General features: G+C 62.0%; 19 protein-coding genes. 13 read left to right on the forward strand and 6 right to left on the reverse strand.

Annotated elements, in window-relative coordinates; genetic code table 11:
• The first annotated feature begins 10 nt into the window (after positions 1-10).
• The 6 genes from B208_RS0103310 to B208_RS24150 all read left to right on the forward strand — a co-directional run bounded on the left by B208_RS0103310 (position 11) and on the right by B208_RS24150 (position 3258).
• Positions 11-439, forward strand: coding sequence for a DUF7522 family protein (locus tag B208_RS0103310; RefSeq protein ID WP_007982796.1), 429 nt, complete (start codon positions 11-13; stop codon positions 437-439).
• Positions 440-508: 69 nt separating this feature from the next.
• A complete protein-coding gene (gene purD, locus B208_RS0103315) occupies positions 509-1798 on the forward strand; it encodes a phosphoribosylamine--glycine ligase (protein ID WP_007982794.1) in 1290 nt (429 codons plus the stop codon).
• Between the two features lie 69 nt (positions 1799-1867).
• The gene (locus tag B208_RS0103320; RefSeq protein ID WP_007982792.1) at positions 1868-2164 is read left to right on the forward strand and encodes a DUF7344 domain-containing protein; all 297 of its coding nucleotides are present in this window, start codon (positions 1868-1870) and stop codon (positions 2162-2164) included.
• A gap of 81 nt (positions 2165-2245) precedes the next feature.
• On the forward strand, positions 2246-2761 hold the full coding sequence (locus B208_RS0103325) for an acyltransferase (protein WP_007982790.1): 516 nt from the start codon (positions 2246-2248) through the stop codon (positions 2759-2761).
• 119 nt (positions 2762-2880) lie between these two features.
• Positions 2881-3078, forward strand: a complete 198-nt coding sequence (locus B208_RS0103330) for a DUF5800 family protein (RefSeq protein ID WP_007982788.1) — start codon at positions 2881-2883, stop codon at positions 3076-3078.
• A 42-nt stretch (positions 3079-3120) separates the two neighbouring features.
• The gene (locus tag B208_RS24150; RefSeq protein WP_007982786.1) at positions 3121-3258 is read left to right on the forward strand and encodes a hypothetical protein; all 138 of its coding nucleotides are present in this window, start codon (positions 3121-3123) and stop codon (positions 3256-3258) included.
• Positions 3259-3386: 128 nt separating this feature from the next.
• Here B208_RS24150 and pan1 read toward each other — a convergent pair whose 3' ends face one another.
• A complete protein-coding gene (pan1, locus tag B208_RS0103340; protein WP_007982784.1) occupies positions 3387-4604 on the reverse strand; it encodes a proteasome-activating nucleotidase Pan1 in 1218 nt (405 codons plus the stop codon).
• A 143-nt stretch (positions 4605-4747) separates the two neighbouring features.
• On the opposite strand from pan1, the gene B208_RS0103345 reads away from it, so the two are divergent.
• Positions 4748-5020 carry a MarR family transcriptional regulator gene (locus B208_RS0103345; RefSeq protein WP_026177718.1) on the forward strand — a complete coding sequence of 91 codons (273 nt, stop codon included), beginning with the start codon at positions 4748-4750 and terminating at the stop codon, positions 5018-5020.
• A gap of 155 nt (positions 5021-5175) precedes the next feature.
• On the opposite strand, the gene B208_RS0103350 is transcribed toward B208_RS0103345, so the two are convergent.
• Positions 5176-6252: an SDR family oxidoreductase gene (locus tag B208_RS0103350; protein WP_007982778.1), complete on the reverse strand. Its 1077-nt coding sequence runs from the start codon at positions 6250-6252 to the stop codon at positions 5176-5178.
• Positions 6253-7815 carry a succinic semialdehyde dehydrogenase gene (locus tag B208_RS0103355; protein WP_007982776.1) on the reverse strand — a complete coding sequence of 521 codons (1563 nt, stop codon included), beginning with the start codon at positions 7813-7815 and terminating at the stop codon, positions 6253-6255.
• 61 nt (positions 7816-7876) lie between these two features.
• Between B208_RS0103355 and mre11 the strand changes: the two genes are divergently transcribed.
• Positions 7877-9298 carry a DNA double-strand break repair protein Mre11 gene (gene mre11 / locus B208_RS0103360; protein WP_007982774.1) on the forward strand — a complete coding sequence of 474 codons (1422 nt, stop codon included), beginning with the start codon at positions 7877-7879 and terminating at the stop codon, positions 9296-9298.
• On the forward strand, positions 9295-11961 hold the full coding sequence (gene rad50, locus B208_RS0103365) for a DNA double-strand break repair ATPase Rad50 (RefSeq protein WP_007982772.1): 2667 nt from the start codon (positions 9295-9297) through the stop codon (positions 11959-11961). Before mre11 ends, rad50 begins: the two co-directional genes overlap by 4 nt.
• Here rad50 and B208_RS0103370 read toward each other — a convergent pair.
• From B208_RS0103370 to B208_RS23715, 3 genes are all read right to left on the reverse strand, one after another.
• Positions 11938-12372, reverse strand: a complete 435-nt coding sequence (locus tag B208_RS0103370) for a DUF7346 family protein (protein WP_007982771.1) — start codon at positions 12370-12372, stop codon at positions 11938-11940. The two genes, rad50 and B208_RS0103370, sit on opposite strands and share 24 nt — an antisense overlap.
• Before the next feature lie 25 nt (positions 12373-12397).
• Complete coding sequence (locus B208_RS0103375) at positions 12398-12733, reverse strand: DUF7322 domain-containing protein (protein ID WP_007982769.1); 336 nt, start codon at positions 12731-12733, stop codon at positions 12398-12400.
• A gap of 96 nt (positions 12734-12829) precedes the next feature.
• Complete coding sequence (locus tag B208_RS23715; RefSeq protein ID WP_007982767.1) at positions 12830-13015, reverse strand: DUF7331 family protein; 186 nt, start codon at positions 13013-13015, stop codon at positions 12830-12832.
• 108 nt (positions 13016-13123) lie between these two features.
• On the opposite strand from B208_RS23715, the gene B208_RS0103385 reads away from it, so the two are divergent.
• From B208_RS0103385 to sufD, 4 genes are all read left to right on the forward strand, one after another.
• Positions 13124-15805 carry a DNA-directed DNA polymerase gene (locus B208_RS0103385; RefSeq protein WP_007982765.1) on the forward strand — a complete coding sequence of 894 codons (2682 nt, stop codon included), beginning with the start codon at positions 13124-13126 and terminating at the stop codon, positions 15803-15805.
• 161 nt (positions 15806-15966) lie between these two features.
• A complete protein-coding gene (locus B208_RS0103390; protein ID WP_007982763.1) occupies positions 15967-16872 on the forward strand; it encodes an ABC transporter ATP-binding protein in 906 nt (301 codons plus the stop codon).
• A gap of 9 nt (positions 16873-16881) precedes the next feature.
• A complete protein-coding gene (gene sufB / locus B208_RS0103395; RefSeq protein ID WP_007982761.1) occupies positions 16882-18312 on the forward strand; it encodes a Fe-S cluster assembly protein SufB in 1431 nt (476 codons plus the stop codon).
• Positions 18309-19517, forward strand: coding sequence for a Fe-S cluster assembly protein SufD (gene sufD / locus B208_RS0103400; protein ID WP_007982760.1), 1209 nt, complete (start codon positions 18309-18311; stop codon positions 19515-19517). The genes sufB and sufD overlap by 4 nt, the downstream gene beginning before the upstream one ends.
• Positions 19518-19522: the final 5 nt, after the last annotated feature.

The raw sequence follows: 19522 nt of genomic DNA on the forward strand, positions 1-19522 counted from the left end.
CTGTGATGACATGTCCGAAACAGGCATCGACGAGGAGTTCGCGGAAGAGATAGCAACGACCTGTCGGACGGGAATCGGGGACACCCTTCGGAGCGTCATCCACTTCACGCCGGACGGATTCGACCTGCTGTACCTCCGAAGCGACTTGCACGGGGGGGACCGCGACGTTGCGAAGGAACGAAAGAGCGTCTTCGTGGAGAACGAACGACTCGGCTTCGACACTCACGAGACGTACAGACGGCTCGCGGACGAGGGGTTCGAACCGGCAATCGGTGAGTACGAACTCACCATCCGCGCGTTCTCGGACGGCTTCGTTAGTCGCGTCATCGTGGGCGACCACGGCGTGCTACTGACGAGCGACAGCCTGCACATCGCGGACTTCGAGGACGTCGCGGTGTCGCTCCGCACGATGCTGACCCACCGATTCGGCTCGGAATAACCACGAATATGTATACTTTGCCGCTGTCAAACGACAACGTTTACACCGCTGTGCGCACATCGTGCCCACATGAGTGAGACCGTACTGCTGGTGGGTGGCGGCGGCCGCGAACACGCCATCGCCCGAGCGTTGGCCGACAGCGACACCGACCTCTACGCCTGTGCAGGCAACCGGAATCCCGGAATCGCCCGTCTCGCGGACGGCTTCGAGACGCTGGAGACGACGAACACGACGGCCGTCGTCGCCTACGCCGAGGAGGTCGGCGCGACGCTCGCCGTCGTCGGTCCCGAGGGACCGCTCGCCGCGGGTGTCGCGGACGCGTTGGACGAGGCCGGAATCTACGCGTTCGGTCCCCACGCCGACGAGGCGCGCATCGAGACGGACAAGGCGTTCCAGCGTCGGTTTATGCAGGAACACGACATTCCTGGCTGCCCCGACTTCGAGACGTTCGACGACATGGAGGCGGCCTGCGAATTCATCGACGCGTACGACGGCGACCTCGCGGTCAAACCCGCCGGGCTGACGGGCGGCAAGGGCGTCAAAGTCATCGGCGACCAAGTGACAGACGAGGAGGCGAAGGCGTACCTCCGCGACAGCGACTACGACCGCGTGGTGCTCGAAGAGCGACTCGTCGGCGAGGAGTTCACCGTGCAGGCGCTCGTGGCGAACGGTCAGTTGCGCGTCACGCCCGCGATTCAGGATCACAAGCGCGCCTACGAGGGCGACGAGGGTCCCAACACGGGCGGTATGGGGAGCTACAGCGACGCGGGGCTCGAACTCCCGTTCATGACGGAAGAGGACTACCACGAGGCCGTCGAAGTGCTGAAGGAGACCGTCGCAGCGTTGGACGACTACCGCGGTGTCCTCTACGGGCAGTTCATGCTCACGGCCGATGGCGTGAACGTCATCGAGTTCAACGCCCGGTTCGGCGACCCCGAGGCGATGAACACCCTGCCGGTTCTGACGACGGACTTCCTCGACGTGCTCGTCGCGGCACGCGAGGGCGACGACTTGCCGAAACTCTCCTTCGCGCCGGAGGCGACCGTCTGTAAGTACGCGGTGCCTGACGGGTATCCGACCGACCCTGAAGCGGGGGCGAAGGTGAAGATAACTGAGGAGAACGCGGGCGAGGCCATCCTGTTTTACGCCAGCGTCGACGAACGGGACGACGGAATTTACACCACCACGTCGCGCTCGTTCGCCGTCGTCGGCCGCGGCGAGTCCATCGCGGACGCCGAAACAATCGCAGAGGACGCCCTGTCGGTCGCTGGCGAAGAGGGACTGCACATGCGCCACGACATCGGGACCGAGGAACTCGTACAGCGACGAATCGACCACGTACAGGCACTGCGTAACTGATCGTAACGACCACACTACGGGACCGTCAATCGGCCCATACTCAAGCCGTTACATACGGACAGATATGGTATGAAACGAGAGCTGAACACGGACGAAATCTTCGAGGCACTGGGGCATCGTCAGCGTCGGCATGTCCTCGACGTCCTCTTGAACTGCGACGGTGCGACGACCGTCTCCGAACTCGCCAACAAGACGAGTTCGAAAACCGACCGTCAGGTCGACCGTATCAAAACCGGTCTTCTTCACTCCCACCTCCCCCGTCTGGAAGGGATGGGAATCGTCGAATTCGACCGCGACGACGGTACGGTAACACCGACCGCGGCCGTCACCGACCTCGAACCATTCTTCGAACTGATAGACTGCTAACGGCTGGCGTGGAACCGTATTCGGTGCTCCGTAGACCGAGAGAAAGGTAGGTTCAAGCTAATTCGAAAGCAAGTCGATGTCGTGAGCGACGACACGACCCGGCGCCACGAGCGAATCGCGCACCACACGACGCCCGGTGGCCTGAACTCCTTGCAGTACTGGACGAACGCCCGGAGTCCGCTTCGGGTTGCGATACACTACCTCGTCATCTGGCTCGTTCGGATCAATCCGAGCCTTCGGTTGAAGAGTTGGCTCCTCCGAAAAATCGGCGTCACGGTCGGCCGCGGGGTGTCGTGGGGACTGGAATCGACGCCCGACGTGTTCTGGCCCGACCTCATCACCGTCGAGGACCACGCCATCATCGGCTACGACGCGACCATCCTCTGTCACGAGTTTCTGCAGGACGAGTACCGAACCGGAGAGGTCGTCATCGGCGAGCGCGCCATGATCGGTGCTGGCGCGATTATCCTCCCTGGCGTCGAAATCGGTGCGAACGCACAGGTCGCGGCCAATTCGCTGGTAACTCGGGACGTACCGCCGGGCGCGACCGTCGCGGGCGTTCCCGCGACGGAGATGTCGAGCGAAACCGTGGAGTAATCGTCCGACGAACGAGTGTTGACGACTCCGCTCCATCGATTTCCGCTCTCGCTCTCCGCGCTTCGTCTTCCTGGCCGCGTTCTGTAGCTTTTTTACCTGACCGTGGCGAACGCCGTGGTATGACCACGCTCTCGTTCGATGACGAAGGTGTCGATGTCGTCTACGAAGGAACCGAATTCCGCCTCTCCAAGGACCTCATCGAGGAGGCGACGGGGAAATCCTACTACGACGTGACCGACCACCAAGTCCTCCGTATCGTGGAGAAGGACCCCGCGATAGGCGGGCAGGCCCGCCGAATCGGCGACATCCTCCGCTGACCACTCCGGTAGCGTTTAGACGGGGGAGACGAAACGTTCGGTATGAACCTTCCCGCCGATTTCGAACACCCCGCATGGATGACCGCGGCGAGCACGGTCGGCTCGTACCTGCTCATTCTCGTGTCGATGACGATACTGCTGTTCGGCGTTCCCTACGCACTTTTTACGGCGCTGGTGTAAATCGGGGTTCCTCGACGAGTGTTGAGACTCCGGAGCTGACGAGCGCGACGAAAACGAAATGAGAAAAACCGAACCGCAACTGTGTTACAGGAAGCTTTGAGTCCGGAGACCGGAGGAGGCCGACCGGCTCAGGCGAACGTCTTGGACACTTCGTCGTTCTCTTCTTCTTCCTGCTCTATCTTTGCTTGGGCGTCGACGAAGTCCTGCATCCTGATTTCGGTGCGGTCGTCGCGGATGGCGAACATCCCGGCCTCGGTACAGATGGCCTTGATATCGGCACCGCTTGCGTCGCCCGTCTCGACGGCGAGCTGTTCGTAGTCCACGTCGTCCGCGATGTTCATGTCGCGGGTGTGGATGCGGAAAATCTGCTCGCGGCCTTCCTCGCCGGGGTTCGGGACTTCGATGAGGCGGTCGAAGCGGCCCGGGCGAAGGATGGCGCGGTCGAGCATGTCGAAGCGGTTGGTCGCCGCGATGATGCGGATTTCGCCGCGGTCCTCGAAGCCGTCCATCTCCGAGAGCAGCTGCATCATCGTGCGCTGGACCTCCGCGTCACCGGACGTCTTCGAGTCGGTACGCTTCGACGCGATGGCGTCGATTTCGTCGATGAACAGCACGGCGGGTTCGTGCTGTCGGGCGACTTCGAAGAGGTCGCGGACGAGTTTCGCGCCCTCGCCGATGAACTTGTGGACGAGTTCGGACCCGGCCATCTTGATGAACGTGGCGTCGGTCTGGTTGGCGACTGCCTTCGCCAGCATCGTCTTCCCGGTTCCCGGCGGGCCGTAGAGGAGGACGCCGCTCGGCGGCTCGATACCGACCTTTTGGAACATGTCGGGATTTTCGAGCGGCAGTTCGACCGTCTCGCGGACCTCGTTCATCTGCTCTTCAAGTCCGCCGATGTCCTCGTAGGTCACTTCGGGGCTCTTCGTGACTTGCATCACGCGAGCGCGAACGTCGGTTTCGTCGTCCAGCGTCTTCACGATAGAGAGGGAGTTGTTCACGGCGACGCGCGCGTCGGGGTCGAGTTCCTCGCGCATCTCCTCGGTCACTTCCGTGACTGCCTCTTGGTTGTTGCCGTGCTGTTTGATGATGACGCCTTCGTCGGTAATCTCCTGTACCGTGGCGACGAACAACGGCGACTGCTTCAGCTTCTTGTTCTCGTGGGTGAGCCGTTCGAGTTTCTGCTGATACTTGTTGTTCTCTGCGTTCGCATCGAGAAGCTTGTCCCGCATTTCCTCGTTCTGTGATTCGAGGACGTCGAGACGTTCTTGGAGAGCCTCTATTTGTTCCTGTTGGGACGTACTCTCCTCGTCGTAGGGGAGTTCTACGTCATCCACAGTGTCGGTCATCAACTCGGGATAAGGGCCTGTATCTTAAGAGGCTTCGGGTGACCGACCTGTTGCTACACCGCAACCACACGTGGATTTTAATTCCTTACAGTAATAAGAACGAACAGGAAATATTATTACCCTGTATTCAAAACGGACATGTGATGAGCGCCCCAGAGCTTTCACGAACGACCGAAAACCGGCTGCAAGATGTGGATTCGACCGCGGCCATCCGCGACCTGCCGCCGAGCGCGAAGCTAGTCGCAAAGGTATTGGAGTACAACGAGACGATGACCCAGAGCGAACTCGCGGACGAGACGCTGCTCCCGCCGCGAACCGTCCGCTACGCGCTGACCCGTCTCGAAGACGAAAACCTCGTGGACTCGCGGTTTTCCTTCTCCGACGCCCGAAAACGCCTGTACACGCTCGACCTCTAACGTAGAGCGTCCGTCTCCGACTCCCGAGCGTTTATACCTCATGCCGCGGCCAACGACGGCCATCCGTGGCCATTTCGCTTTCCGCAATTCCCTCGCGTTCGTCTTCCGCCTCGCCGAGGCGTGCCGTTTCTCCCCACTGTCTCACGCCGCCGCGCTCAGACCATCGCGTCGGGCGTGAGTTCCGGGTGTTCGCGGACGAAGGAGACCAGATTCCCGACGTAGGAACCGAACGCCGGACACTGAATCTCGCCATCGGTCGCGGTTTCGAGCGCGGCGACCGTGTTCTCACACGCATAGCTCGTCGGGTGGTCGAAGTAATCGAGCGTCGCGGGTTCGATCTCCAGTTCCGGGAACCGGGAGAGCACGCGCTTCAGCGCACCTTTCGGAGTCGGCACCCGGACGACCCGTTTTCCGGTCGCCCGGCCGAAGGCGCGAAGCATCTCGTCCACGGTCAACGGGTTCGGGTCACAGAGTTGGTAGACCTCCCCGACCGACTCGTCGAGTCGGCTCAGTTCGGCGATGGCATCGACCACGAAATCCCGCGGGACGACGTTGACCTCGTACGCCGTCGGGTCGCCGAGAACGGGCGTGACCGCCACGCCGGGTTGGCGCATGAGCCATCGAAGCAAATAGTACGGTCCGTCGTACTTCTGTGTCTCGCCGGTTTCGCTGTCCCCGACGACGATTGCGGGTCGATAAATCGTCCCGGGCAATCCCGACTCCATCCGCTCCTGTACCGCAACTTCCGCGAGATACTTCGTCGTCTCGTAGTAGTTGTTGAACCGCTGCCCCTCGACGAGATGGTCCTCGGTGAACGTCCCGTCGTAGCGCCCGCTCACGTAGCACGTGCTCACGTACTGGAACCGCCGGAGGTTCTCACAGCCGTCCGCGAAGTCGAGGACGTTTTTCGTTCCCTCCACGTTGACGGCCATCCCGACCTCCCGACTCACCGCGAGGTCGTAGACCGCCGCGAGATGATACACCGCTTCGGTGTCGGTCTGCAACGATTCGACCGCCTCGCCCAATTCGAGGTCGGCCTCCGTGATGTCCCCGCCGACGAGTTCGACCTCTCCGTCGGCCGCGTGTGCGCGTTCGATTTCCCGCGCTCGCCGCTCGGCGGTTCGCCGATATTTGGGCTGGACGAGGCAGGTGACGTCGCTGCCACGGGCGACCAGCCGCTCCGTCAAGGCGGACCCGAGAAATCCGGGGAAACCGGTGAGGAAGACGCTCATCTACCACCCCTCCTCGATTCGTTTGAACAGGCGCATCACGCCCGTCATCGCACGGGCGTACCACTTCGTCGGGACCCGGCGGGGCGGGGCGACCGAGGCGAATCGCTGTTCAGCGACCGTTTGCGACTCGGTGTACTTTCGAATCCCCTCCCGGCCGTGACGGCGGCCGATTCCCGAGTCTTTCATCCCTCCCATCGGCGAATCGACGGACGCCCAAATCGCGTGGTACGGGTCGTTGATTCCGACCGTCCCGCAGTCGATTTGGCGGGCGATTTCCCATCCGCGGTCCGAGTCCGTCGTCCAGACGCTCGCGTTCAGACCGCGGTCGGAGTCGTTCGCCAGCGCGATTCCGTCCTCGTCGTCCGAGAACCGGGTGACGGCGACCACCGGACCGAACGTCTCCTCGCGCGCCACGGTCATTTCTTCGGTTACTCCCGTCAGAATCGTCGGCTCGAAGAAGTACGGTCCCACGTCGGGACGGGCGTTCCCACCGACCACGGCCGTCGCGCCCTTGCTCACGGCGTCGTCAACGTGGTTCCGTACCTTCTCGAACTGCCGCTCGGAGACGAGCGACCCGACTTCGACGTCGTAGTCGAACGAGGGGTCCATCGAGAGTTCGCGCGTCCGCTCCACGAATCGAGGGAGAAACCGGTCGTACACGCCGTCCTGCACGTACAACCGCTCGAAGGAGAGACAGAGCTGTCCGGCGTTGGTGAAACAGCCCCGAATCGCACCCTCGACCGCGGCGCTCACGTCCGCGTCGTCGAGCACGAGCATGGGATTCTTTCCGCCGAGTTCGAGCGAACATTTCACGAGATTCTTGCCAGCGCGTTCCGCGACGGTTCGTCCCGTCTCGGTGCTACCGGTGAAATTCACGAAATCCACGGCGTCGATGAGCGCCAGACCCACCTCGTCACCCCATCCGGTGACGACTCGAAAGGCGTCCTCCGGCAGTCCCGCTTCCCGGAGCAGTTTCGCGGCGAGGAGCGCGGTAAACGGCGTCTCCTCGGCGGGTTTCAACACGACCGTGTTTCCGGCGAGGAGCGCGGGAATCGCGTCCGAGACGGCGAGCGTGAGGGGATAGTTCCACGGCGTGATGACGCCGACGACGCCGACTGGCGTTCGGTACTCCATCGTCTTCGTGGCGAGCGGAATCGCCCCGTCCCGTCGCCGCGGCCGGAGGAATTCCTCGGCGCGAGCGGCGTAGTATCGCGCGTTGGTCGCAACGTCGAGAATCTCCTCGTAGCCGTCTCGTCTGGCCTTTCCGCTCTCGAGTACCATCACGTCGAGCAGTTCGGCCTGCCGGTCCAACACGAGGTCGTGGAACCGAGACAGGACGTCCGCCCGCCGCTCTATCGACCACGACGACCACTCCGTCCGGGCCGTTCGAGCGCGCGAAACCGCCGCCGTCACGTCCCGCGGAGAACACGCCGGTACGTCGCCGATTCTCTCCCCGGTGAACGGTGCCTCGACGGACATCGAGTCGTCGCTTTCCTCGGCGGAAACGGAACGGCCGAGGTCACCGAGCGTGTCGGGAGGTATGTGAGACGCCTGAAACGCCATGTCGATGTAAACGCGGCAGTCACGGAAACAATTTATGAGGCGGGAACTTATCGCTGAACCAATGACACGGGTGATTCACACGGGCGACACTCACATCGGGTATCGTCAGTATCATTCGCCCGAGCGACGGGACGATTTTCTTGCCGCCTTCGACCGAGTTGTCGAGGACGCCATCGAGGACGAGGTGGATGCGGTCGTCCACGCCGGCGACCTGTTCCACGACCGCCGACCCGGACTCGTGGACCTCCACGGGACGATTTCGGTCCTCCGGAAGCTTCGTCGGGCGGACATCCCGTTTCTCGCTATCGTCGGGAACCACGAGAGTACGCACGGTCAGCAGTGGCTCGACCTCTTCGAGACGCTGGGACTTGCGACGCGGCTCGGACCGTCTCCCGTTCTCGTCGGTGATACTGCCTTCTACGGCTTGGACCACGTACCGGTCTCGAAGCGCGACGACCTCGAATACGAGTTCGAGGCGCACGACGCCGAATCCGCCGCGCTCGTCGCACACGGCCTGTTTCAGCCGTTCGACTTCGGCGATTGGGACGCCGAACACGTGCTGACCGAGGCGTCGGTCGATTTCGACGCGATGTTGCTCGGCGACAACCACAAACCGGGCAAAGAGCGCGTCGCCGACGCGTGGGTGACGTACTGCGGTTCGACCGAGCGCGCGAGCGCGACCGAGCGCGACGACCGGGGATACAACATCGTCCACTTCGAGGACGACGTGACCATTACGCGACGCGGAATCGAAACCCGCGATTTCGAGTTCGTCTCGGTCACGCTCGCCGAGGGGGACGGCATCGACTTCGTTCGGGAGGCGATTCGAGAACACGACGTGGACGAGTCGGTCGTCCTCGTCTCCATCGAGGGCGAGGGAACCGACGTGACACCCGCACGAGTCGAGGAGTTCGCGCTGGACGAGGGTGCGCTCGTCGCCCGTGTGACCGACCGGCGCGAAATCGATACCGAATCCGAGAACCACTCGGTTTCGTTCGCCGACCCCGACGACGCCGTACGAAAACGCGTCCGGGAGATGGGACTCAGCGAGGCGGCGAACGAACTGGACGAACTCGTTCGCGCCAGCAAGGTCGCAGATTCGAACGTTCGGGATGCGGTCGAAGAGCACGTCGCAACGAGGATTTCGGAAGATACCGCCGCGTTCGACCCGGCGGAGGCCGACGCGCCCGACGAAGACGGGCCGGAGACGAGCGACACTGCGGCCGAGGAATCGGACGCCGAGACGGTCTCGGTATCGGTGCGTTCGGAACCGGCCGACGACACGGACGCCGAAGACGATTCGGCGGCGGAGTCGCCGTCGGAGGATTCCTCCGCGGACGAGTCACGACCGGAGTCACCGCCCGCCGAGGCCGTGGCGGATTCCGACAGCGCCACCGACGATGCGAACACAGCTAGCGACGAGTCTAGCACCGCCACCGACGACGGTGCTGACGGACAGATATCGATGGAGGATTACCTGTGAAATTCGAGCGCGTTCGTCTCTCGAACTTCAAGTGCTACGAGGACGCGGATCTCGCACTCGAATCGGGTATCACCGTCATTCACGGACTCAACGGGAGCGGCAAATCCTCCCTGCTCGAAGCGTGCTTCTTCGCGCTGTACGGTGCACGGGCGCTCGACAGGACGCTCGAAGATGTCGTCACCATCGGTGCGGAGGACGCGGAGGTCGAACTCTGGTTCACCCATGCGGGCGGAAGCTACCACATCCACCGTCGGATTCGTGCGACGGGTGAGTCGGCCCAGACCGCCAAATGCGTCCTCGAAACGCCCGACGGGAACATCGACGGTGCCCGCGACGTGCGCGCTCACATCGTCAACCTGTTTCGCATGGACGCGGAGGCGTTCGTCAACTGCGCCTACGTCCGGCAGGGCGAGGTGAACAAACTCATCAACGCCACCCCGGCACAGCGCCAAGACATGATAGACGACCTCCTCCAACTCGGGAAATTGGAGGAGTACCGGGAACGAGCGAGCGACGCCCGCCTCGGCGTCAAAAGCGTCCTCGACGACCGCCGCGGAAGCTACTCCGAACTCGAATCCCAAATCGAAGCGAAAGAGGAAAAGAACCTCCACGGGTTGTTGAACGACCTCGAATCGGAACGGAACGAGACGGAATCGGAGATTGAGCGGTTCGAGGGGAACCGCGACGAGGCACGGCAGACGCTCGAAGACGCGGAAGCCGTCCTCGAAACGTCGGAGGAGAAGCGGGAGGAACTGGACTCCCTCGAAACGGATATCGAGGCGCTTCAAGACGAGATAACCGAGACGGAACGCGAACGCGAGGAGTGCCGAAAGCGGGCGAGCGACGTTCGGGAGACCATCGCGGAACTGACCTCGAAGGTCGAAACGCTGCTCGACGAAACGGACCTCGAAAGCGCCGACGAGGAGGCTCTCGACTCCCGACTCGAAGCGCTCGATGCCGAGGACGAGTCGCTCGCGGAAACGCTCGAAGACCATCGCATGAAGGCCCGGATGTTCGACAATCAGGCGTCGAACCTCGGCGAGCGCGTGGCCGACCTCGAATCCCGGGCGGCGGAGAAACGAGAACGGGCGGACCGACTCGATACCGAAGTCGAGGAGGCGACGGCGGAACTCAAAAACCGCCGCGAGAAATTGACCGAAATCGACGACGAAATCGAGTCGTACCGCGAACGCTTCGCGGACGCGCCGGTCGAGTTCGGGGAGGCCGAAGACCATCTCGAATCGCTCCGTTCGGACCTCGAAGACTGCCGCGAGGAGGAGACGAACGTCCGTGCGAACCTTCGCACCGCGAAAGAGCAGGTGGCGGAGGCGGAACGCCTCCTCGACGCCGGGAAGTGCCCGGAATGTGGCCAACCGGTCGAAGAATCGCCGCACGTCGATACGATAGACGAAGACCGGGAGCGAGTGTCCGAACTGCGGGAGAACGTCGAAACGCTTCGTGAGAAACGGACGCGCCTCGAAGCGCGAATCGATGACGCTGAGGACCTCCTTACCGCGGAAAACCGCGTTCGAGAGCGCCGGAACAACCGGACGAACGTCGAACAACTGGTCGAGGACCGGGAGAGTGCGATTCGGGAGAAACGCGAGGAGGCCGAAACGCTTCGGGAAGAAGCGGAGACGCTCCAATCGGACGCGGCGGAGCGCAAGGAGTCGGCGGAGGAACTGGAGGAAAAAGCCGAAACGCAGCGGGAGGAGATAGAACGGCTGGAACGGGAGCGGGAGGCGGTGGCCGACCGTCGAACCCGAATCGAACGGATACAGACGGTACAGGAGAAGAAGGCGGACGCGGAGTCGGAACTGGACCGCCTCGCCGAAAAACGGAGTCATCTCGACGAGTTGAACGACCAGCGCCGCGAGAATCTCTCGGATAAACGCGCGCGTCAGTCGGAACTCCGTGACGCATACGACGAGTCGGCGGTCGAGCGAGCCCGTGACAACAAACAGCGGGCGGAGAACTACCTCGAACAGGTTGCGGACAAACTATCGTCGCTACGCGAACAGCGGGACGACCTCATCGACCGGATCGGCGCGGTTCGCGGGGAAATAGAGGAACTGGAGGAACTCCGTGACCGCCGCGACGACATCGAGGAACGGGTGTCCGCGCTGGAATCGCTGTACGACGAGGCCGCTGACCTCCAGTCGATGTACGGCGACCTCAGGGCGGAACTCCGTCAGCGAAACGTCGTGAGTCTGGAGCGGATGTTGAACGAGGTGTTCGACCTCATCTACCAGAACGACTCGTACGCCCGTATCGCGCTCGACGGGGAGTACCGACTCACGATTTACCAGAAGGACGGCGAACCCCTCGACCCCGAACAGCTGTCGGGCGGGGAACGGGCGCTGTTCAACTTGAGTTTGCGGTGTGCGATTTATCGCCTGCTCGCGGAGGGAATCGAGGGGAGCGCGCCGATGCCACCGCTCATTCTGGACGAACCGACGGTGTTCCTCGATTCGGGCCACGTCTCGCAGTTGGTCGAACTCGTCGAGTCGATGCGGGAGTTGGGCGTCGAACAGATAATCGTCGTCAGCCACGACGACGAACTGGTCGGCGGCGCGGACAACCTCGTTCGCGTGGAGAAGGATTCGACGACGAACCGGTCGCACGTCGAACAGCGAGAATCACTGCTCGGCGTCGCCGACTAACGACGCCAGTCCGTCTTGGGCGGTGCCGGTCAAGCCGTAGCCGCGTTCGCCCGCGACGGTTCGCTCCTCGATGAGACCCGCCGCGCGAAACTCCGCGAGCAATCCGTGCAGGTCGCTTTCACAGAGGTCGTACGCCGAGACGAGCGAGCGGGCGGGAAGGGGACCACGGTCGTAGAATTCGACCAACAGGCCGAGCGCGCGCTCGTTCGGCACGGCGGTGAGAATCCGTCTGACCGGCGACGAGATTCGTCGTGCTGACGTTTCGAGCGGTGACTCGCCGTCCGCGGCATCGAGACGGTCGTTTTCGACGTAGCGCTCCTCTCCCGTTCGCGGGTCGCGGACGAGGCTCGAATCGCTCGACCGCTTGACCAGCAGATATCGTCGTCCCGATTCGTCACGGACGGTTCGCATGGCTCGGGATAGCGGCGGCGAACGGTTAGTCCTTCTGGACGTTACGGTAGCGACGATAGCCGCGGCTGAACGCGAAGAGACCGATGACAACGAGTCCGCCGCCGAACGTCCACCGGCTTTGGAACGCGACGAGCATGAGGCCGAGGCTGAGACAGAATAGGGCGATGTTGAAGAGAAGGACTTGCGACCAGAACTCCTTTTGTATCTCCGGGTCGGCGTCCACTGTGCTGTAGTCACGTACCGACGGGGTATCGACGCGGAGACGCTCTGACGGGTCGTCTACGGTCGGAACCATGTCGGCTTCCGGAGCGTCTCCCCGGTTCTCGGAACCCTCATCGTCGTGACCGAATTTGTCGAACACCGTGGTCGTAGTTCGTGTGTAAACGGCAAAAGCGTTCGGAGTCGATGCAGGCGTTCGATTGAGACGCACGATTCAAATATGATTGAGACGCTCGATTCAGATATGTTTCTCTAGCGTGACCGTGCTGGACGCCTTAAGCCAACCAAGGGGATTGTTGGCGTCGTAGAATACGACACCATCCTCCGTCTCATAGGCTTCGATCGAACTCATCGGTTCGTCGGGAACCGGGAGTTCGGTTTCTGCGCGGTCCAGCGTTCCGTCCTCTGTTGCACGGTCAGACATTGGCTTGACCTCACCCTGTGCTATGAGTTAACACATTAAATCTCTTTCCCCTTTCCCGACTGGCACAAACGGGAGGGTTTTTACCCGGAAGCGCCAAAAACAATCGACATGACTCAATCTGGGCTTGGTGACTTCGCGGGCGGGGAAGCGCGTCCCGCGGCAGAAGCCCACGCCGTTGCGGGGAACGAATCGACGACGGCGAACGTCGTGGACGCCGATACCGACTGGCTCCCCGAATCGCAAGGAACCATCGAGCTGGCGGTGACGCAAGTCGATTACACTATCGACGGCAGTGGTGACGAGGAGGAACCCATCATCCACGTCTTCGGACGGACGCCGGATGACGAACAGGAGCACGTCCAAGTCGTCGGCTTTCGGCCGTACTTCTACGCACCGACGGAGACGCTGAACGATGGTAAACTGAACGACGGGCGGATTACGGGGTCCGAGGAGGGCTACGAGAGCATCCGCGGCGAGCAGTTGACCAAGATATTCGGACGGACGCCGCGGGACGTCGGTAACATCCGCGACGAGTTCGAACACTTCGAGGCCGACATCCTCTTTCCTAACCGCTTTCTCATCGACAAGGACATCAAAAGCGGGATTCGGCTCCCCGAGCGCCGCCGTGAGGACGGAACTATCGTCGTGCAGGAGAACGAAGTCGAGGCGGCAGAGGTACAAGCGAACCTTCGCGTTCACACCTTCGACATCGAAGTCGACGACCGCTCCGGCTTTCCGGAGGACGGCGAGGAGCCGATCATCTGTCTCACGAGCCACGACTCCTACCGCGACGAGTACATCGCGTGGCTGTTCGACGCGCCGAATGGGGATGCGGACCTCCCTGCCGCACTCCCGGACTACGAACCGCTTCGGGGCGGCTCGGACATCGACGTTCGAACGTTCGAGACGGAAGAGGAGATGCTGGCGGAGTTCCTCGACTACATCGACGACACCGACCCCGACGTACTGACAGGGTGGAACTTCGAGGACTTCGACGCGCCGTACTTCCTCGACCGACTCGAACGGTTGGCGGGGCCGCACCACGACTACGACCTCGACTACAACCGACTCTCGCGCGTGAACGAAGTCTGGCGGAGCGACTGGGGCGGCCCGACGGTCAAAGGTCGCGTCGTCTTCGACCTGTTGTACGCGTACAAGCGGACTCAGTTCAGCGAGCTCGACTCCTATCGACTGGACGCGGTCGGCGAGACCGAACTCGGCGTCGGGAAGGAGCGCTACGCGGGCGATATCGGCGATTTGTGGGAGCAGAATCCGACGCGCCTGCTCGAATACAACGTCCGCGACGTGGAACTCTGCGTCGAACTCGATAGGAAGCAGGATATCGTCTCCTTCTGGCGGGAAGTCGCGTCGTTCGTCGGGTGTAAACTCGAAGACGCGACGACACCGGGCGACGCGGTGGACGTGTACGTCCTGCACAAGGCACACGGGCAGTTCGCGCTTCCGTCGAAGGGACAGTTCGAGGCGGAGGATTACGAGGGCGGCGCGGTGTTCGAACCGATTACCGGCGTCAAGGAGAACGTCACGGTACTCGACCTGAAGTCGCTGTACCCGATGTGTATGGTGACGCTCAATCTGTCGCCCGAAACGTCGGTGAATCCAGACGAGTACGACGGTGACACGTACGTCGCGCCGAACGGGAGCCACTTCCGGAAGGAACCGGACGGAATCGTTCGGGAAATCATCAACGAGACGTTGAGCGAGCGCGAGGAAAAGAAGGCGCTCCGGAACGAACACGACCCGAACAGCGCCGAGTACGAAATCTACGACCAACAGCAGGCAGCAGTGAAGGTCATCATGAACTCGCTCTACGGCGTGCTGGGATGGGAGCGGTTCCGCCTCTACGACAAGGAGATGGGCGCGGCCATCACCGCGACCGGCCGGGAAGTCATCGAGTTCACCGAAACCGCGGCGAACGAAATCGACTACGAAGTGGCGTACGGGGACACTGACTCCGTCATGCTCGAACTCGGCGGCAACATCGAGAGGGACGACGCCATCGATCAGTCCTTCGAAATCGAGGACCACATCAACGCCCGCTACGACGAGTTCGCGCGCGAGGAGCTGAACGCGAACGAACACCGCTTCCAAATCGAGTTCGAGAAACTGTACCGCCGCTTCTTCCAAGCGGGCAAGAAAAAGCGCTATGCTGGCTACATCGTCTGGAAGGAGGGCAAGGACGTAGACGACATCGACATCACGGGCTTCGAGTACAAGCGCTCGGACATCGCGCCCATCACGAAGGAGGTCCAGCGGGAAGTCATCGAGATGATCGTCACGGGGGAGGACTTGGACGACGTAAAAGAGTACGTCCACGACATCATCGAGGACTTTCAGGCCGGGAACGTCGATCTGAACGAAGTCGCCATCCCGGGCGGCATCGGGAAACGGCTCGATAACTACGACACCGACACGGCACAGGTGCGCGGCGCGAAGTACGCGAACCTCCTCCTCGGAACCAACTTCCAGCGCGGGAGCAAGCCGAAGCGCCTCTACCTGAAGAAGGTGCACCCGGCGTACTTCGAGAAAATCGAGCGCGAAAAGGAGTTGGACGCGCGGCCGGACACGCTGTACGGCGAGTTCAAACACGAACAGGACGTCATCTGCTTCGAGTACGCCGACCAGATTCCCGAAGAGTTCGAAGTCGATTGGGACAAGATGCTCGATAAGACGCTCAAAGGACCCATCGAGCGGGTTCTGGAGGCGCTCGACATCTCGTGGGAGGAAGTGAAGACGGGCCAGCAACAGACCGGCCTCAGTAGCTTCATGTAATCACGCGGTTCGTTTTTCACTCATCACGCGGCTGTGAAGCGAATTACCTCTCTTTCTATGTGGGAAACAATTTTTTTCTTTCCGAAAACCGATTGCACAGGAATGCGAAACGGTTATGGGACGACCTACCCTTGCTCCAAACGACTTAGGTGAACCTAACAATGGCAACGCTCGAACTGAAAAATCTCCACGCGGAGGTCGTGGAAGAAGGCGAAAAGATCCTCAACGGCGTCGATCTCGAAGTCGAATCCGGCGAGATTCACGCCCTGATGGGACCGAACGGCAGCGGAAAATCGACGACATCGAAAGTCATCGCGGGACATCCCGCGTACGAAGTCACCGAGGGAGAGGTACTGCTTCACCTCGAAGCCGACGAGTTCGAAGACATCGAGATTCCCGAAGACATGCGCACGTGGAATCTCCTCGAACTGGAACCGAACGAGCGCGCGGCGCTCGGTATCTTCCTCGCGTTCCAGTACCCCGCGGAAATCGAAGGCGTCACGATGTCCAACTTCCTCCGCACCGCGCTCAACGCGAAGCTCGAAGAGCGCGAAGACCTCTTCAGCGAGGAGGACGAAGCTGAGGAAGAAGAGGAAGAATCCGGCTACGACACCAGCCCGATGGAAGGCCCGGCGGACGACGGCGAAGTCGGCGTCGCCGAGTTCCAGGAACTCCTCAAGGAGAAGATGGAACTCCTCGACATGGACGAGAAGTTCGCAATGCGCTACCTCAACGCCGGATTCTCCGGCGGTGAGAAAAAGCAGAACGAAGTGCTGCAGGCCGCCATCCTCGAACCGTCCATCGCGGTGCTGGACGAAATCGACTCGGGGCTGGACATCGACCGACTGCAGGACGTATCGAAAGGAATCAACGCACTCCGCGACGAACAGGGAACTGGCATCCTCCAGATCACCCACTACCAGCGTATCCTCGACTACGTGGAACCCGACACGGTCCACATCATGCTCGACGGCGAAATCGTCAAGGAAGGCGGCCCGGAACTCGCCGAGGAACTCGAAGACAAGGGGTACGACTGGGTTCGCGACCAGGTCTACGAGACCGCATAAGGTGTTAGTATGAGTTCAGATCAGGATCACTTGAAAGAGACAGATACGGAAGAACGGTTCGAGTTCAAGAAAGAACAGCGGGCCGCGGTCAAGTCCGACAAGGGGCTGACCGAAGAGGTCGTCCGCCTCATCAGCGAGGACAAGGACGAACCCGAATGGATGCTCCAGCGGCGTCTCCGCGCACTGGAACACTACCAGAACATGCCCATGCCGACGGACTGGCCCGGCCAGCCCGACCTTTCGGGACTCGATGTCGAGGAGATCGTCCCCTACATCCGCCCCGACGTCGACAAGCGCGGCGGCGCGGACGACTGGGACGACCTCCCGGACGACATCAAGGACACCTTCGACAAACTCGGCATCCCGGAAGCGGAGCGCAACGCGCTCTCCGGCGTCGGTGCCCAGTACGAGTCCGAGGTCGTCTACCAGAACATGCAGGAGCAGTGGGAGGAAAAGGGCGTCATCTTCTGCAACATGGACGAGGCGGTCCAGGAGCACGAGGACCTCGTTCGAGAGTACTTCATGACGAAGTGCGTGCCCCCGAGCGACAACAAGTTCGCGGCGCTCCACGGCGCGGTCTGGTCCGGCGGGTCGTTCGTCTACGTCCCCGAGGGCGTGACCGTCCAGATGCCGGTGCAGGCGTACTTCCGCATGAACTCCGAGGGGATGGGGCAGTTCGAGCACACGCTCATCATCGCGGAAGAGGGTAGCGAAGTCCACTACATCGAGGGCTGTTCCGCTCCCAAGTACTCCGCGTTCAACCTCCACTCCGGCGGCGTCGAGGTGTTCGTCGGCGAGGACGCTCACGTCCAGTACTCGACCGTGCAGAACTGGTCGAAGAACACGTACAACCTCAACACCAAGCGCGCCATCGTCGAAGCCGGTGGGCGCATGGAGTGGGTCTCGGGAAGCATGGGATCGAAATCCACCATGCTCTACCCGTGTTCCATTCTCAAGGGCCGCGGCGCGTCCGCGAACCAGATTTCCATCGCCTTCGCGGGCGAGGGGCAGGATATCGACACCGGCGCGAAGGTCTACCACAACGCGCCGAACACCAACTCGACCATCGAGTCGAAGTCCATCAGCAAGGACGGCGGCCGCACGAACTACCGCGGCCTCGTCCACATCAGCGAAGGCGCGGTGGACTCGTCCACGTCGGTCGAGTGTGACGCGCTGATGTTCGACAACGAGTCCACGTCGGACACCATGCCGTACATGGAGATCAACGAGAACCGCGTCAACGTCGCCCACGAGGCGACCGTCGGGAAGATCGGCGACGAGGACGTCTTCTACCTCCAGAGCCGCGGTCTCGACGACGACGACGCGAAACAGATGATCGTGAGCGGGTTCATCGAACCCATCACGGAAGAACTTCCCATCGAGTACGCGGTCGAACTCAATCGCCTCATCGAACTCGAAATGGAGGGCAGCCTCGGATGAGCACGCAGGTTCACAGCACCCTCTCGGAGGAGACCGTCCGCGAGATTTCGGGCGACCTCGACGAACCCGACTGGCTGCTGGAAACGCGTCTCGAAGCGCTCGACGCGCTTTCCGAACTCGATATGCCCGACGTCATCCGGACGCCGGGACGCGATTGGACGAACCTCGACGCACTCGATTACGAGAGCTTCGTCGACCCGCTGTCGGCGGCCGAGGAGAAAGAGCGCGTCGAACCCGAGGGCGTCTCCGTCCTCTCGCTGTCCGACGCGTTGGACGAACACGAGGAAATCGTCGAGGAGTACTTCGGCTCGGTCATCGACCCGCAGGAGAACTACCTGACGGCGCTGTCGGCGGCGCTGTTCACGTCCGGCACCCTCGTCTACGTCCCCGAGGGCGTCGACGCGGAGGACGTGACGATTCGGACGACGATGCAGAGCCAGTCGCTCTTCAACTACACGCTCGTCGTCACCGAGAAATCGAGTTCGGTGACGATTCTGGAGCGCCAGGAGAGCGAGGAACTGGACGGCGAACGCTACTACAGCGGGCTCGTCGAAATCGCGGCCGGCGAGAACAGCCACGTCCAGTACGGCTCCCTGCAGGACGTCGACGAGGAGACCTACACCTACACGCTGAAGCGCGGCACCGCCGCCGACCACGCCACCGTCAACTGGGTCGAGGGCAACATCGGCTCGCGGCTCACCAAGTCCTCCGTCGAGACGATGCTCGACGGCGAGGGCTCGGAGACGAAGACCGTCGGCGCGTTCTTCGGCCACGACGACCAGCACTTCGACGTCGCCGCTCGCGTCTGGCACAAGAACGAGCACACGACGGCGGACCTCGTGACCCGCGGCGTGCTCGACGACGAAGCGCGCTCGGTCTACGAGGGCGTCCAGGACGTCGGCAAGGAAGCGTGGGACACGAGTTCCTACCAGCGTGAGAACACGCTGATGCTCTCCGACCGGAGCGAGGCCGACGCGTCGCCGAAGCTCATCATCAACAACCACGACACCGAAGCCAGCCACTCCGCGACGGTCGGACAGGTCGACGAGGAAGACCTGTTCTACATGACTTCGCGCGGCGTGCCGGACGAACTGGCCAAGAACATGCTCGTGGAAGGGTTCTTCGTCCCCGTCTTGGACGAAGTGGAAGTCGAGGAACTCCGCGAGGACCTCGACGCGAAGATCGTCGAGCGCCTCGACTACTGACCTCT

The sequence above is a fragment of the Haladaptatus paucihalophilus DX253 genome (assembly GCF_000376445.1).
Taxonomy (GTDB): Archaea; Halobacteriota; Halobacteria; order Halobacteriales; family Haladaptataceae; genus Haladaptatus; species Haladaptatus paucihalophilus.

Coding starts and splice junctions, on each gene's coding strand:
- B208_RS0103330 (WP_007982788.1), top strand. CDS start 2,881: ATGACCACGCTCTCGTTCGATGACGAAGGTGTCGATGTCGTCTACGAA.
- B208_RS0103355 (WP_007982776.1), bottom strand. CDS start 7,815: ATGGCGTTTCAGGCGTCTCACATACCTCCCGACACGCTCGGTGACCTC.
- B208_RS0103385 (WP_007982765.1), top strand. CDS start 13,124: ATGACTCAATCTGGGCTTGGTGACTTCGCGGGCGGGGAAGCGCGTCCC.
- mre11 (WP_007982774.1), top strand. CDS start 7,877: ATGACACGGGTGATTCACACGGGCGACACTCACATCGGGTATCGTCAG.
- B208_RS0103320 (WP_007982792.1), top strand. CDS start 1,868: ATGAAACGAGAGCTGAACACGGACGAAATCTTCGAGGCACTGGGGCAT.
- pan1 (WP_007982784.1), bottom strand. CDS start 4,604: ATGACCGACACTGTGGATGACGTAGAACTCCCCTACGACGAGGAGAGT.
- sufB (WP_007982761.1), top strand. CDS start 16,882: ATGAGTTCAGATCAGGATCACTTGAAAGAGACAGATACGGAAGAACGG.
- B208_RS24150 (WP_007982786.1), top strand. CDS start 3,121: ATGAACCTTCCCGCCGATTTCGAACACCCCGCATGGATGACCGCGGCG.
- B208_RS23715 (WP_007982767.1), bottom strand. CDS start 13,015: ATGTCTGACCGTGCAACAGAGGACGGAACGCTGGACCGCGCAGAAACC.
- B208_RS0103345 (WP_026177718.1), top strand. CDS start 4,748: ATGAGCGCCCCAGAGCTTTCACGAACGACCGAAAACCGGCTGCAAGAT.
- purD (WP_007982794.1), top strand. CDS start 509: ATGAGTGAGACCGTACTGCTGGTGGGTGGCGGCGGCCGCGAACACGCC.
- B208_RS0103370 (WP_007982771.1), bottom strand. CDS start 12,372: ATGCGAACCGTCCGTGACGAATCGGGACGACGATATCTGCTGGTCAAG.
- sufD (WP_007982760.1), top strand. CDS start 18,309: ATGAGCACGCAGGTTCACAGCACCCTCTCGGAGGAGACCGTCCGCGAG.
- B208_RS0103310 (WP_007982796.1), top strand. CDS start 11: ATGTCCGAAACAGGCATCGACGAGGAGTTCGCGGAAGAGATAGCAACG.
- B208_RS0103350 (WP_007982778.1), bottom strand. CDS start 6,252: ATGAGCGTCTTCCTCACCGGTTTCCCCGGATTTCTCGGGTCCGCCTTG.
- B208_RS0103390 (WP_007982763.1), top strand. CDS start 15,967: ATGGCAACGCTCGAACTGAAAAATCTCCACGCGGAGGTCGTGGAAGAA.